Raw genomic sequence first — 13,918 nt, forward strand, 5'->3', positions numbered from 1 at the left:
GGCCGATCCTTACATAGTGGGACACTCGCCGGTGTGGGTGATGAGTCGGTGATCTCGCCGAAGGACCGGTTCCTGACGGTGTACGGGCGCAAACCGGTGCTCGAGGCCTTGGACGACGCGGCGCTCGAGGTGGACAAGGTGATCCTCGCCGACACCGTGCGAGGGCCGAACGCCGCCGAGATCCAGCGTGCCGCCAAGGCCGCCGGGGTGCCGGTGCAGCGCGCGAGCGCGCACCGCGTCAAAGTGCTGGCGGGCAACGGTAAACAGGACCAGGGCGTGCTGGCCGACGTCGTCGCCCCGCGGATGCGCTCCCTGCACGCGGCCCTGTCCGACGGCAGGCCGCCGTCGCGGGTGCTGCTGCTCGACGGCATCACCACCCCGGCCAACGTCGGGATGATCCTGCGCACGGCGACGGCAGCAGGTTTGGAAGGCGTCGTGGTGCCGCGGCGCGGGGTCGCCGCCCTCGACCCGATGGTGGTCAAGGCTTCGGCAGGCGTCGCGTTCCGCGCGCCGGTGCTGCGCTGCGGCAGCGCGCGCGAGGCGGCCGAAATGCTCACCGAAGCCGGCTACGGGATCTTCGCGCTGGGCGCTTCCGCCCGGAGTTCGGTGTTCGACGTCGAGCTGCCGCAGCGCGCGGCCTTCGTGCTGGGCGGGGAGACGAACGGCGTCGGCGCCGAGGTCGGCGAACTGGTGACGGAATGGGTGTCGATCCCGATGCCCGGCGAGGTCGAGTCGCTGAACGTCTCGGCCGCCGCCGCGGTGCTGTCCTTCGAGCTGGTGCGCCGAGCTAAAGCTTCGGGAACAAGGCGCTGAGCTCGGTCAGCGTCTCCTCGACCGAAGTGTGGTGCACCCCCGCCATCCCGGCCGCCACCGCCGCGCGGACGTTGTGCGCGGCGTCGTCGACGAACACGCACCGGTCGGCGGGCAGGTCGAGCAGCCCCGCGGTGAGCAGGTAGACCTCGCGTTCGGGTTTGGCCACACCGACCTCGCCGGAGAAGACGAGCGCGTCGAAGAACGGGTCGAGTGACCGTTTGGCCTCGTCCGACGCGCTGGGAGCGTTCGAGAGCAAGGCCGTTTTGATGCCGCGCTCCCTGGCCGCCAGCAGGAAGGCGTACAGCTCGTCCGCGCCGGCGTCCGTGAGCACCCCGACGTAGTCGATGACCAGCCCTTTCAGCACCGGCCCACCGTACACAAGCGATCACCGCCCGGTTCATCCTCTCGGGCGGTCCTTGTCGCGGCTCCACCCGCCGCCCGCCCCTTAGTTGCTGGGCGCGGCCGAGGGGGCCGCGGAGGGGACTGTCAGATGAAGTCGTACGTACTGAGACGGCTTGAACCGTGCGAGCCGCCGTACCGGGTCGACGGCAGGCCGGACAGCCTGATGCACCGGGCGCCGCCGCCGGACAACCAGCTCGTGCTGGACCTGCCGCTGTTCGGCGAAGCCGTCGTGGAGGAACCACGGCCGCGTCCGGACACCCCCGACGGCAAGCAGGTCGGCAGGCTGCTGACCACCATCCTCGAAGCCTGCGACGGGCGCCGTCCGGCGGTCCAGGTGCGGCCCATCCTCGACCCCGCGCTGCACAGCGCCCTGCTCGACCGAGGCCGCCGCCGTCCCTCGGGCGGCTACCGGCCGAAGTCGGTCCACCTGGGGCATCCGGCGGACGGCGTCGTCGAAGCCTGCGCGACCGTCGAACAGAACGGACGCTGCCTCGCCCTGGCCGCCCGCTTCGAGCGGACGCCGTCGGGCTGGGTGTGCACCCGCTTCCACCTGCTGAAGCCGCCGCGCCGGGTCTCCGCGCTCGCGGCCTGATACGCGTGAAGGCCCCCTTCCCCCGGCTCAACCGAGGGAAGGGGGCCTTCACGCGCTTGGGGCCTTTTAGCGGCGCGGGCCCTTCTTGCCCTTCTTCTGGGAGGCGCGCTGCGCGGCGCGACGCTCCCGCCGGGTTCCGCTCTGGTCGCCACCGGCGCTGCCGGCACTGTCCGAATGCGACTCGACGCCACCGTCCTCGGACGGGCCCGACATGGTCAGCCCGGACTGCGAACCGCCGCCGAGTCCCTTGCCCCGCAAGGCGGACGGCACGGACTCGGTGTCGGTCGCCGGCGCCTGCGGAGGCGTCGGACGGGCGTGCCTGCCGTCACCGTTGGCGGCCTGGCCGTTCCCGGCGCCGACACCGGCGGGCAGCGCGGACGCCGACTCCGGTGCCGGGGTGGTGGGCTCGGCCTGCTCGACCTGGAGGTTGAACAGGAAGCCGACGGCCTCCTCCTTCAGCGACTCCAGCATCGCGCGGAACATGTCGTAGCCCTCGCGCTGGTACTCGATGACCGGGTCGCGCTGAGCCAGGGCCCGCATGCCGATGCCCTCCTTGAGATAGTCCATCTCGTAGAGGTGCTCACGCCATTTACGGTCGAGCACGGTGAGCATCACCTGGCGCTCCAGGCTGCGCATCGCGCCTTCGCCGACCTTCGCGTCGATCTCGGCTTCGCGCTCGTCGTACGCGCGGTGGGCGTCTTCGAGCAGCGCCTCACGCAGCTTGTCGGCGTCGAGGTCGTCGTCCTCGGTGAGCTCTTCCCAGGTGACCTTGACCGGGTACAGCTGCTTCAGCGCCGTCCACAGCTTCTCGTGGTCCCAGTCCTCGGAGTAGCCCGTGGCGGTCTCTTCGGTGACGTACGCGTTGATGACGTCGACCAGCATGTGCTCGATCTGCTCGCGGAGATCCTCGCCCTCGAGGACGCGCAGGCGCTCGGCGTAGATCACCTTGCGCTGCTCGTTCATGACCTCGTCGTACTTGAGGACGTTCTTGCGGATCTCCATGTTCTGCTGCTCGACCTGCGTCTGAGCGCTCTTGATCGCCTTGGAGACCATCTTGTGCTCGATCGGCACGTCGTCCGGCAGCCGCATGGTGGTCATGACGCGCTCGACCATCGTCGCGTTGAAGCGGCGCATGAGCTCGTCACCGAGCGACAGGTAGAACCGGGACTCGCCGGGGTCACCCTGACGGCCGGAACGACCGCGGAGCTGGTTGTCGATCCGGCGCGACTCGTGCCGCTCCGTGCCGAGCACGTACAGCCCACCGGCCTCGCGGACCTCGTCGGCCTCGGCCTTGGTCTCCGCCTGGATCTCCTCGAGCACCTTCGGCCAGGCGGCCTCGTACTCCTCGGAGTGCTCCACCGGGTCGAGGCCGCGGTCGCGCAGCACCTCGTCGGCGATGATGTCCGGGTTGCCGCCGAGCACGATGTCGGTACCGCGGCCCGCCATGTTCGTGGCGACCGTGACCGCGCCCTTGCGCCCGGCGCGGGCGACGATCAGCGCCTCCCGGTCGTGGTGCTTGGCGTTGAGGACCTCGTGCGGGACACCCAGCTTCAGCAGCAGCTTCGACAGGTGCTCGGACTTCTCGACACTCGTCGTGCCGACCAGCACCGGCTGGCCCTTCTCGTGCCGCTCGGCGATGTCCTCGGCGACGGCCTCGAACTTGGCCTGCTCGGTCTTGTAGATCAGGTCGGCCTGGTCGGCGCGGACCATCGGCTTGTTGGTCGGGATCGGCACCACACCCAGCTTGTAGGTCTGGTGGAACTCGGCCGCCTCGGTCTCGGCGGTACCGGTCATACCCGCCAGCTTGTCGTAGAGCCGGAAGTAGTTCTGCAGCGTGATCGTGGCGAGCGTCTGGTTCTCGGCCTTGATCTCGACGCCTTCCTTGGCCTCGATCGCCTGGTGCATGCCCTCGTTGTAGCGGCGGCCGTGCAGGATGCGGCCGGTGAACTCGTCGACGATGAGGACTTCGCCGTCACGGACGATGTAGTCCTTGTCGCGCTTGTAGAGCTCCTTGACCTTCAGCGCGTTGTTCAGGTAGCCGACCAGCGGCGTGTTCGCGGCCTCGTAGAGGTTGTCGATGCCGAGCTGGTCCTCGACGAACGCGACACCCTTCTCGGTGACACCGACGGTGCGCTTGCGGATGTCCACCTCGTAGTGGACGTCCGGCTTCATCAGCGGGGTCATCCGAGCGAACTCGATGTACCAGCGCGAGGACTGGTCGGCCGGGCCGGAGATGATCAGCGGCGTCCTGGCCTCGTCGATGAGGATGGAGTCCACCTCGTCGACGATCGCGAAGTTGTGGCCGCGCTGCACGCAGTCTTCGAGGCTCCACGCCATGTTGTCGCGGAGGTAGTCGAAGCCGAACTCGTTGTTCGTGCCGTGCGTGATGTCGGCGGCGTACTGCTGGCGGCGGACCTCGGGCGTCTGGTCGGCCAGGATGACCCCGACCTCGAGGCCGAGGAAGCGGTGGATGCGGCCCATCCACTCGGCGTCACGTTTGGCGAGGTAGTCGTTCACCGTGATGACGTGCACGCCCTTGCCGGAGACGGCGTTCAGGTACGCGGGGAGGACCTGGGTCAGGGTCTTGCCCTCACCGGTCTTCATCTCGGAGACCTGGCCGAGGTGCAGCGCGGCGCCGCCCATCAGCTGGACGTCGTAGGGCCGCTGACCGAGCACGCGCCAGGCCGCCTCCCTCGCCACCGCGAAGGCCTCCGGCAGGAGGTCGTCGAGGGACTCGCCGTCCGCGTGCCGTTTACGGAACTCGTCGGTCTTGGCCCGCAGCGCGGAGTCCGAAAGGTCCTTGACGTCGTCTTCGAGGGTGTTGATGTGATCGGCGATGTGTCGCAGCCGCTTCACCATTTTGCCCTCGCCCGCGCGGAGCAGGCGGTTCAGCACCATCCGGTCGACCTCACTAGCTGATTGTGATCGCACCCGAGCCGGTCCCGGGCAATCTCGTACGCGGCGGCGCCTGGTAACGCACCACCGTCCGCCCCCATCGTAGGGAACACCTCGGTGTTCGCGCACGCACCGTCTGTCGGTACCTGCCGCACCGCGCCTGATCCGGACATGACGGCGGCCCGCACGGGACGCGTGCGGGCCGCCGTCTGGACGTGGGGCCGGCTAACTCAGCCGGATGACGCCGTAGTCGAAGCCTCGCCTCCGATAGACGACGCTCGGGCACCCGGCGTCGGAGTCGTTGAACAGGTAGAAGTCGTGACCGACCAGTTCCATCTCGTAGAGAGCCTGGTCGACCGTCATGGGCTCCGCGTCATGCTTCTTCTCGCGGACGATGCGACCGGGCTGGTGTTCGGTCACCCCGTCATCCCAGCGCTGCTGGGGCATCTCGAAGTCACCGCTCTCGACGGCGAAACCGTTGGCCATGGGTTCGGCCTCCGGCGCCTCGAGTACAGCGGTACCCGCCAGATGTCGGGTGTCGGTGGTCATGCCACCGGCGGCCGCCATCGAAGTCGCCTCGGCGACGGATTCCGGGCGGCTGCGGCCGTAGTGCACGCGCCGGCGGTCGTGTGTCTTCCGCAACCTGTTTTCGAGCTTGTTCAGTGCGGAATCCAGCGCTGCGTAGAAGTCGCCGGCACACGCTTCGGCGCGTACGGCGGGGCCGCGGCCCTTACCGGTGATTTCGACGCGCTGGCAGTTCTTCGACTGCCGGCGATTGGGCTCGTGGAAGAGCTCCACGTCGTAACGGATGACCTTCTTGTCGTAGCGCTCTAGCCGGGCCAGCTTTTCGCTGACGAGTGCCCGATAGTGGTCGGGCACCTCCACGTTGCGGCCCTTAACGACGATGTCCATACACGACCTCCCTCGCTGAAATGACTGCGAGCTGTAGATGTGTTCACTAGGGCGCCGGTAATGCGGGGACGAAGCCCGGATCGCGGGCGATGAGGGAACTCGGCATACGGTCACGACGTCTCGTGTCGGATGTCCGAGCGCGGACTCAGCGCGGCTCCGGCGCCAGGGACATGGGCTGGTCACCTCCCTGCCTGCCGGGATTGCTGATAGCGCTGCACGTTAGCTGCATCACGCCGCGAGCAACAGCCCCCGAGCCGGGGGATATCAGGACGTGAGACCTCGTCACCGCACGCGACGAAGACCGCGCGGCCAGCGCGACAATCCGGCCTGTCGGGCGTCGTCCCCGTGATTTGTTTTCACGCGGACGGCGCAAGGCTTCGGACAGGAAAATGCGGAGGGTGCCTAGGACACCGGCCCCGAGGGAATCCGCCGCCACCCCGGTGGAGTGGCGGGCCGTCGGAGTGTTCCCCTCAAGCTCCCTCATATCTCGTCAACGCCCTTGTACCCATTCCCGTTCCCGATCATTCATCACTCTTGTAGGTGACAGCCCGATCACCCGGCGGCGGCCAGCGCCACCACCGCCGAAACGTGAATTCCGCTTATGTCCAAAAAGCGCGTACAAGCGGCGGCGGTCGCTCCGGTTGTGATCACGTCGTCAAGGAGAACGACCTTGTCCGGACGGCCTCCCGGGACCAGGCGCAGGCGTCCGTCCAGGTTCGACACCCGCTCGGCGCGACTGAGCCCCACGGCGTCACGAGCACCGGATCCGAGCCTGAGTACCGGCGCCACGGTCGCGGATTTTCCCTTGCCTCTTAGCGCTTTCACGCATTCGTCGGCGACGCGCCGGACGTGCGGCCCGCCGCGCACGCGCGACGCGGACCGTCGCGAAGGGACCGGGACGAGACAAGGTTCGGGCTCCGGGTCGGGCAGCTGGACGAGTGCTTCGGCGATCGCCTGCCCGAAGGAGGGGGCGAGGTCGCGGCGGCCGCGTTCCTTGTAGGCAAGGATCAGGCGACGGGCCTCGTCGGCGTAGGGGGCCAGGGCGTACACGGGCACGAGACCCGACGTCGGGCCGCGGGCGATTTCGGCGAGCGAACCCCAGACGGTGTGGCAAGTGGCGCAGCAGGGCGCGCCCGGTGCTCCGCAGGACGCGCAGCGGGCGGGGATGAGGAGATCCAGGAGTTTGGACATGGGGTGAGTGTCGGCCGGGGCTCCGACAGTTCCGGCGCCCGGTGTGTCGTGAGAGGTCCGGTTTGGACCCTTTTCGTCCTAAGGGGACCAGTCAGGACCGCAGTTTTCGAGAAGGCTCCCGGGTGCTTGGGTCTCGGTCCGTGAAGGCCTCCTTCCCTACCCTGAGAGTAGGGAAGGAGGCCTTCACGAACTTCCGCAACCACAGACGGGTCGCTAGCACCGCTAGGAAAGCTAGTGCTACTAAAGGTCCCTTGCTCCCGCCGGGGAACGGGCAGGCGGGGTTGGCACGTTGCGAAAGCCACTTTCGCAACGTTGAAGGTTGCGAAAGTGGCTTTCGCAACGTCCGGGCCGCCCGAAGTACCGCGAAGCGACCCTTCACACCTGCCAAGTACATGAAGGCCCCCTTCCTTGCGCCTGGCGCAAGGAAGGGGGCCTTCATGTACTTCAGAACCGCTCAGCCCGGGTAGAAGGGGTCCGCATCGGTGACGGTGTGCGCCTGCGGCCGCCAGACTTCGCCCAGCTCGGAGGCGACCCACAGCCCGCCCGCGTCCGCGACCAGGTTCTGCCTGCTCGGCGCCGCGGTGACGCCGTGCACGGGCGGGGTCAGGTTGGAGCTGTTGAACGCGTCCATCCGCTGCCCGTCCAGCGGCACCTTGACCACCGGCAGCGAGGTCGACGACGTCGCGGCGATCAGGTGGTCCTGGGTCGCCCAGTCGACGTCGACGACGTCCTTGAGGTCGCGTTCCTGCAGTTTCCGCGGCGCCCGCAGGGCCACCGAGTCCGCCGTCCGCACGATCGAGGCGACCACCAGCTGCCCGTTGACCACGGCGGCCAGCCGCGAGCCGTCGCGCGAAAGGCGCAGTTCGGTGATCTGGCCGAGGCCGGTGAGCATGGTCGCGTCGACGCCTGCCTTCACCCAGCGGCCGTCCGCGGCCAGGGTGACCCTGGCGACGGTGTTGTGGTCGACGACCGTCCAGACCTCGCCGGAGACCCCGCCCCCACGGGCGACCGGGCGCCAGGTGGGGCGGCTCAGGCTGCCGCCGAACAGATCCACCGAAGCGAGCTCGTGCCCTAGGTCGCCGACCCGGAGCCACTGCCTTCCGTCGCGTTCTTCGACCACCGCGAGCCGTTTCCCGTCGACGGACTGCGCGGCGCTGACGACCTTGTACCCGCCGTTGCCCGCGGGCCCGCCGACCGGCTGCCCGTTCTCGAGCGACCGGACCCGGCCGTTCACGGTCATCAGTCCCTGCAGTTCCGAGTTGGGCGCGATGTCCACGTTGTAGTTGGGCAGTTCGCTGGCGCGCCAGTACTCGTGGTCCGGCACCAGCGCGGCGCCGTCGGCCAGCAGCCGGATCCGGCTCAGCGTCACCGTCTGCAGCGAGAGGACGATCTGCGCGGCGATCAGGCTCCGGTCCGCGGGGCTGGCCCCGCCGACGCCGGTCAGGTTGATGTCCAGGGTCCCGTCGTCCGTGCTGCGGACGTTGCTTTCGGTGGTGACCTGGTCGCCGAGCAGGTCCTTGACCGCGCCCTTCAGCCCTTCGGAGGGTCCCTGCAGCACCAGGTCCATCACCCGGCCGGGCAATCCGGCCTGCGGTTTCGCCGCGACGTAGCGGAGGTCGGGGACGAAGGCGCCCGAGTCGGTCGAGTAGAAGCTGATCGGCACCCGGAAGTAGTTGAGCGCGAAATCCTCGTCGGTGACGGCGAGCTCCTGCGGCGGGTCCACGATCCGCCACTGGCCGTTCGGCTGCTTCCGCAGTTTGAACTGCTGCGAGTACTCGGCCTTCACCGGGATGAACGCGCTGTCGGGGCTCAGGTTGCCCAGTTTGAACCCGCGGACGTTCACCACCTGCTCGTCCGGGTTCCCCGACGACGACGCGGTGTCGTAAACGGTGCCGAAGGTGTCGTCGATGATCGTCAGCCCCTGCGACGGCTTCCAGTTGCGCCGGGCTTCCTCGTCGAGGTACACCCGCGCGTCGGCGTTCGCCGTGCCCGGGGTCGCGGAGTTGCGGATGAACTGGCGGGTGACGGTCAGCGGGTCGATCCCGGCCGCCGGTTCGGCGACGTCCGCCGGCACCTGGCCGGGTTTGTCCCCGGAGACGACGACGGGCTGGGATTCGAGCGGGATGTTCGCGCAGCCCGCGAGCAGCAGCAACACCGCGAGCAGGGGCAGGAGCCGTTTCACCGGCCGACCTCCTCTGGCTCGGCGAGGATCGCGTCGGGGGCGGGGCGGACTTCGAGCAGGCCGGACGATCCGTGCGTGTCCGTCGGAGTGTGATCGGGCGGTGGCAGGACCAGCGGGCTCTCCCCCATCGGCGTGTCCTGCCGCCGCGGCAGCACGAGCCGGAAACAGGCGCCGTCGCCGGTTTCGCCCCACGCGTCGAGCACGCCGCCGTGCAACCGGGCGTCCTCCTGGCTGATCGCGAGGCCGAGCCCGGTACCGCCGGTGCGGCGGTTACGGGACGGGTCGGCGCGCCAGAACCGGTTGAACACCAGTTCCGCTTCGCCCGGCCGCAGTCCGACACCGTGGTCCCGCACGGTGATGGCGACCGCGGTCTCGTTGACCGCGAGGGTCAGCACCACCGGGTTCCCTTCGCTGTGGTCCACCGCGTTGGCCAGCAGGTTGCGCAGGATCCGCTCGACGCGGCGCGCGTCGACCTCGGCGTGCGCCTCCTCCTCCGGGAGGACCAGTTCGACCGAACTGCCCGCGTTGCCCGCGATCACCCGGACCTGCTCGACGGCCCTGGTCGCGATCGGCCGGACGTCGATCAGCTCGGCGGAAAGCTCCTCGACGCCCGCGTCGAGCCTGCTGATCTCCAGCAGGTCGCCGAGCAGCGCCTCGAACCGGTCCAGCTCGTCGACCAGCAGTTCGGTGGAGCGCGCGAGCCCTGCCGGGAACTGTTCGCGCGACGCGTGCAGCACGTCGGCGGCCATCCGGACGGTGGTCAGCGGGGTCCGCAGCTCGTGCGAGACGTCGGAGGTGAACCGGCGCTGCAGACCGCCGAACTCCTCCAGCTGGCGGATCTGCCGCTGGATGCTCGCGGCCATCTCGTTGTAGGACACGGCGAGTTTGGCCAGATCGTCCTCGCCGAGCACGGCGAGGCGCTGGTCGAGTGCCCCGCCCGCGAACTGTTCGGCCGCCGCGGCGGCCTGCCGGACCGGCCGGACCACCTGCCTGGTGACCAGGTTCGTGATCCCGGCCAGCAGGAGCAGCAGCACGAGCCCGCCGACGAGCAGCGTGTTCTGCACGGTCGAGACGGTGTTCTGCTCGCTGGTGAGCGGGTACAGCAGGTAGAGCTGGAGCGGGTTGATCATCGTGCTCACCGGCGCGCCGACGATCAGATACGTCGTCTTGCCGCCGTCGGCGTCGGTGACCGTGTGGATCAGGTGGCTGACCTGCTCGGTCTCCACGAACTGGCGCAACCGCTCCGGGACCCGGTCGTAGGGGCCCGCGGCCACCGGCCTGCTCGACTGGTCGCGGCCGCCCGCGGCCAGCACCGGTTCGAAGGTGCCCGCGGCCGATCCGGCGCTGTCCTGCGACGACGTCGTGCTGGTGATCTTCTTTAGCGCGTTCTTCATCCGCGCGGTCAGCGCTTCGGGGCTTTCGGTGCCGACGCCGATCAGTTCGCCGGCCGCGGTCTCGACGACCGCCCGCGTCTGCGCGATCGCCGCGTTCTGCTTGGTCTCCAGCAGCCGTTCGGTGATCTGGTTCTGCAGCACCATGCCCAGCACGAACACCACGGCCGACGACAGCGCCAGCGTGGACACCGTGACCCGGAACTGCAGCGAATGCCGCCACAGTTCGTTGAACGAGACGACCTTGCGGCGCACGAAAACCACGATGCGCCGGAAGTGGCGCATCGTGGTCTGGGCGAGCTTTCGCAAGCGTCCGTTCATGGGGTCATCACGGCGGGCCGGCCTTGTACCCGACGCCGCGAACGGTCAACACCACCTCGGGGTGTTCCGGGTCCTTCTCGACCTTCGAGCGCAGCCGCTGGACGTGCACGTTGACCAGCCGGGTGTCGGCGGCGTGGCGATAGCCCCACACCTGCTCGAGCAGCACCTCGCGGGTGAACACCTGACGCGGCTTGCGCGCGAGCGCGACCAGCAGGTCGAACTCGAGCGGGGTCAGCGGGATGGCCTTGCCCTCGCGCGTCACCTCGTGGCCGGGGACGTCGATCGCGAGGTCGCCGATCGTCAGCGACTCGGCGGGCTCGGCCTCGGTGCGGCGCATCCTGGCGCGGACGCGGGCCACGAGCTCCTTCGGTTTGAAGGGCTTGACCACGTAGTCGTCGGCCCCCGACTCGAGCCCGAGGACGATGTCCACGGTGTCGCTCTTGGCGGTGAGCATCACGATCGGCACGCCGGACTCGGCCCGGATCGCCTTGCAGACGTCGATGCCGTTCATCCCGGGCAGCATGAGGTCGAGGAGGACCAGGTCCGGTTTCAGCTCACGAAGCGCGGGCAGCGCCCGTGAGCCGTCGGCCACGACGGCTGTGTCGAACCCCTCCCCACGCAGCACGATGGTGAGCATCTCCGCGAGAGCAGGGTCGTCGTCGACGACCAGAACACGTGCCTTCATAAACCTATGTTCGCACTAGTTTCCCCGCGCGAGCGCGCGACCCGGCGATGTGACCACCAGAAAGATCATCGAATCGGGCAAATTGCTCCATCCGAGTAGGGTCTTGGGGCCCTAGATCTCACGTCGGAGCCTGGTGAAGGGCCTCGGGGAGTCGATCGCGAACACACCGGCCAGGACATCGCCGCGGTGATACGTCGCGACGAACCGCTTCGCGGCGACGTCACCTTCGGCGATCCGCACGTCTTCCGTGGCCACTCCGGCGAATTGAAGCCGCCGTCCGTACTGATCGGACCAAAAGTAACCGTGTCGTGCGAAATGCGTGACGGTCGAGCCGGCGAGCAGATTCGCGACCGCGACGCCCGGCTGGTCCGAGGCCGCCGTCCAGTGTTCGGCGCGAACCCGCTTGCCGCGACGGGGACAGCGGTACCGCGCGACGTCACCCACCGCGATCACTCGGGGATTCGCTGTGACACAGCCGGAATCGACCAGCACCCCGTCGTCGACGGCGAGCCCGGAGCCGGTGAGCCATTCGGTGGCGGGCCGCGCCCCCACTCCGGCGACGACGAGATCGGCGGCGAGCTCGCGGCCGTCGGCGAGCCGCACGCCGGTGACGCGACCGCCGCCGGCGAACCCCGCGACGGGGACGCCCGTGATCAGCCGGACGTCGTTCTCGGCGTGCAGTTCCCCGCACACCGCGCCCATCCGCGCGCCGAGGACGGAGGCGAGCGGCACCGGCATCGCCTCGACCACGGTCACTTCGTGCCCGAGCAGACGGCACGCGGACGCGACCTCCGCGCCGATGAATCCCCCGCCGATGACGACGACCGAGGAAGGCCCCGCCGCGAGAGCGGCTTTCAGCGCGACCGCGTCGCCGAGGGTCCGCAAGGTGTGGACGCCGGACAGATTCCTTGCCGCGTCGAGGGTTCTGGCCACCGCACCGGTCGCGATGACGTAGCCGTCGGCGGCGATCGTGGTGCCGTCGCCGAGCGTCACGCCTTCGCGGCCGAGCTTCTCGGCGCGGACACCGAGATGCCATTCGGCGGACAGCGCGTCGAGATCGTCCTGCCCGGCGAGCGCGAGATCGTCGTCGGAAACCTTGCCCAGCAAGAAATCCTTCGACAGCGGCGGCCGGTCGTACGGCGGCTCGGCGCCGATCATCACCAGCCGCCCGTCGAAACCACGCCCGCGCAACTCCTGTGCCGCGCGAAGCCCGGCAAGGGAGGTGCCGACGACGGCGACCGATCTCAAGCCACTTCCCGGCGCGCCTCGGTGTCCACGTAGATCACGCCGTCCGCGATCACGACCGGGTACGTGCGCACGGGGTTCTTGGCGGGCAGGCAGTCCGGGGCGCCGGTCCGCAGGTCGAAGCGCGCGGCGTGCAACGGGCATTCGACGTAGCAGCCCTCGATCCAGCCGTCCGCGAGCGACGCGTCCTGATGGCTGCAGGTGTCGTCGAGGGCGTAATAGGCGCCCTCGGCATGGAAGACCGAGACGGGAACGGGGCCCGGCAAGCGGAGGGCTTCGCCTTCGGGCAGTTCGGAGACGGAGCAGGCACGGATCATCGGGGCCTCCGGGGAAAGGACCGACGGTTTGTTGATGTTGCGTATTACGAGACGGGACGTGCTCTGCGCAACAATCACCCCCGAGGGGCCGGTACGTCAAGGGATTCGCCCACTCAGCCGAGCGGATCCGGGCGAAACGGCTACTGTTGCGTCATGCGGAACCAGGACGCGGGGAACGCAACGCCCAGTCAGGTGCAGTCCGTCGACCGTGCGATCAGCGTGCTGGAACTGCTGGCGCGCAACGGGGAAACCGGGATCACCGAGATCGCGGGCGAACTCGGCGTGCACAAGTCCACGGCGTCGCGCCTGCTGAGCGTCCTGGAGAACCGCGGCCTCGTCGAGCAGCTCGGCGAACGCGGGAAGTACGCGATCGGTTTCGGCGTCGTCCGGCTCGCCGGCGCCGCCACCGGCCGGATGGACCTGGCGAAACTCGGCAGACAGACCTGCCAGGGCCTGGCGGAGACGCTCGGCGAGACGGTCAACATCGCGATCGCCGACGACGGCGTCGCGATCAACGTCAGCCAGGCCCGCGGCTCGGCCGCGATCTCCACGCAGAACTGGACCGGGCAGCGCACTCCCCTGCACGCGACGTCCAGCGGAAAGGTGCTGCTCGCGTACCTGGGCGACGTCGAGCGCAAACGTTTGCTCCGGCGGAAGCTCGAACGGTTCACACCGCGGACCACGGTCGACCCGGAGGAGCTGGCCGCCGAGCTGGAGCGGGTCGCCGAGGACGGGTACGCGGCCTGTTTCGAGGAGCTGGAGCTGGGGATGCACGCGGTCGCGGTGCCGGTGCGCGGCCCCGGCGGCGACGTCGTCGCGGCGATGAGCGCTTCGGGCCCGTCGTACCGGCTTTCGAAACAGCGCGTGCGACAGATCGTCCGGCCGCTGACCGAGGCGTCGGCGGATCTTTCGGCGCAGCTGGGGTACTTCCCCGAGTGAAGAGGCCGACCTCTTCGGGCTCTTGACAGCGCG

At 69.1% G+C, this 13,918-nt stretch carries 12 protein-coding genes; 3 read left to right on the forward strand and 9 right to left on the reverse strand.

Annotated features, from left to right (window positions below; all coding sequences use genetic code 11):
- Positions 1–33 precede the first annotated feature (33 nt).
- Positions 34–813, forward strand: coding sequence for an RNA methyltransferase (locus DMH01_RS05315; protein WP_034305196.1), 780 nt, complete (start codon positions 34–36; stop codon positions 811–813).
- Here the strand turns inward: DMH01_RS05315 and DMH01_RS05320 are convergent.
- The gene (locus DMH01_RS05320) at positions 788–1,192 is read right to left on the reverse strand and encodes an HAD-IA family hydrolase (RefSeq protein ID WP_125673958.1); all 405 of its coding nucleotides are present in this window, start codon (positions 1,190–1,192) and stop codon (positions 788–790) included. The genes DMH01_RS05315 and DMH01_RS05320 overlap by 26 nt on opposite strands.
- Positions 1,193–1,303: 111 nt before the next feature.
- On the opposite strand from DMH01_RS05320, the gene DMH01_RS05325 reads away from it, so the two are divergent.
- Complete coding sequence (locus DMH01_RS05325) at positions 1,304–1,807, forward strand: Rv3235 family protein (RefSeq protein WP_125673959.1); 504 nt, start codon at positions 1,304–1,306, stop codon at positions 1,805–1,807.
- Positions 1,808–1,873: 66 nt separating this feature from the next.
- Here DMH01_RS05325 and secA read toward each other — a convergent pair whose 3' ends face one another.
- The 8 genes from secA to DMH01_RS05370 all read right to left on the reverse strand — a co-directional run bounded on the left by secA (position 1,874) and on the right by DMH01_RS05370 (position 12,946).
- Positions 1,874–4,705 (reverse strand): preprotein translocase subunit SecA, encoded by a 2,832-nt coding sequence (gene secA, locus DMH01_RS05330; RefSeq protein ID WP_125673960.1) that lies wholly within the window; start codon positions 4,703–4,705, stop codon positions 1,874–1,876.
- A gap of 222 nt (positions 4,706–4,927) precedes the next feature.
- Positions 4,928–5,614 carry a ribosome hibernation-promoting factor, HPF/YfiA family gene (gene hpf, locus DMH01_RS05335; RefSeq protein WP_125673961.1) on the reverse strand — a complete coding sequence of 229 codons (687 nt, stop codon included), beginning with the start codon at positions 5,612–5,614 and terminating at the stop codon, positions 4,928–4,930.
- A gap of 552 nt (positions 5,615–6,166) precedes the next feature.
- Positions 6,167–6,805: a ComF family protein gene (locus tag DMH01_RS05340; protein WP_125673962.1), complete on the reverse strand. Its 639-nt coding sequence runs from the start codon at positions 6,803–6,805 to the stop codon at positions 6,167–6,169.
- Between the two features lie 454 nt (positions 6,806–7,259).
- Positions 7,260–8,987, reverse strand: coding sequence for an LpqB family beta-propeller domain-containing protein (locus DMH01_RS05350; RefSeq protein WP_125673964.1), 1,728 nt, complete (start codon positions 8,985–8,987; stop codon positions 7,260–7,262).
- Positions 8,984–10,699, reverse strand: coding sequence for an MtrAB system histidine kinase MtrB (gene mtrB, locus DMH01_RS05355; RefSeq protein ID WP_125673965.1), 1,716 nt, complete (start codon positions 10,697–10,699; stop codon positions 8,984–8,986). Before mtrB ends, DMH01_RS05350 begins: the two co-directional genes overlap by 4 nt.
- A 7-nt stretch (positions 10,700–10,706) precedes the next feature.
- On the reverse strand, positions 10,707–11,384 hold the full coding sequence (mtrA, locus tag DMH01_RS05360) for an MtrAB system response regulator MtrA (RefSeq protein ID WP_005150760.1): 678 nt from the start codon (positions 11,382–11,384) through the stop codon (positions 10,707–10,709).
- 111 nt (positions 11,385–11,495) lie between these two features.
- A complete protein-coding gene (locus DMH01_RS05365; RefSeq protein ID WP_125673966.1) occupies positions 11,496–12,632 on the reverse strand; it encodes an NAD(P)/FAD-dependent oxidoreductase in 1,137 nt (378 codons plus the stop codon).
- Positions 12,629–12,946 (reverse strand): bifunctional 3-phenylpropionate/cinnamic acid dioxygenase ferredoxin subunit, encoded by a 318-nt coding sequence (locus DMH01_RS05370; protein ID WP_125673967.1) that lies wholly within the window; start codon positions 12,944–12,946, stop codon positions 12,629–12,631. Before DMH01_RS05370 ends, DMH01_RS05365 begins: the two co-directional genes overlap by 4 nt.
- Before the next feature lie 153 nt (positions 12,947–13,099).
- Here DMH01_RS05370 and DMH01_RS05375 point away from each other — a divergent pair, with 153 nt between their 5' ends.
- Positions 13,100–13,885, forward strand: a complete 786-nt coding sequence (locus DMH01_RS05375) for an IclR family transcriptional regulator (RefSeq protein ID WP_125673968.1) — start codon at positions 13,100–13,102, stop codon at positions 13,883–13,885.
- The last annotated feature ends 33 nt before the right edge of the window (positions 13,886–13,918 follow it).

The sequence above is a fragment of the Amycolatopsis sp. WAC 04182 genome (genome assembly GCF_003947465.1).
GTDB lineage: Bacteria > Actinomycetota > Actinomycetes > Mycobacteriales > Pseudonocardiaceae > Amycolatopsis.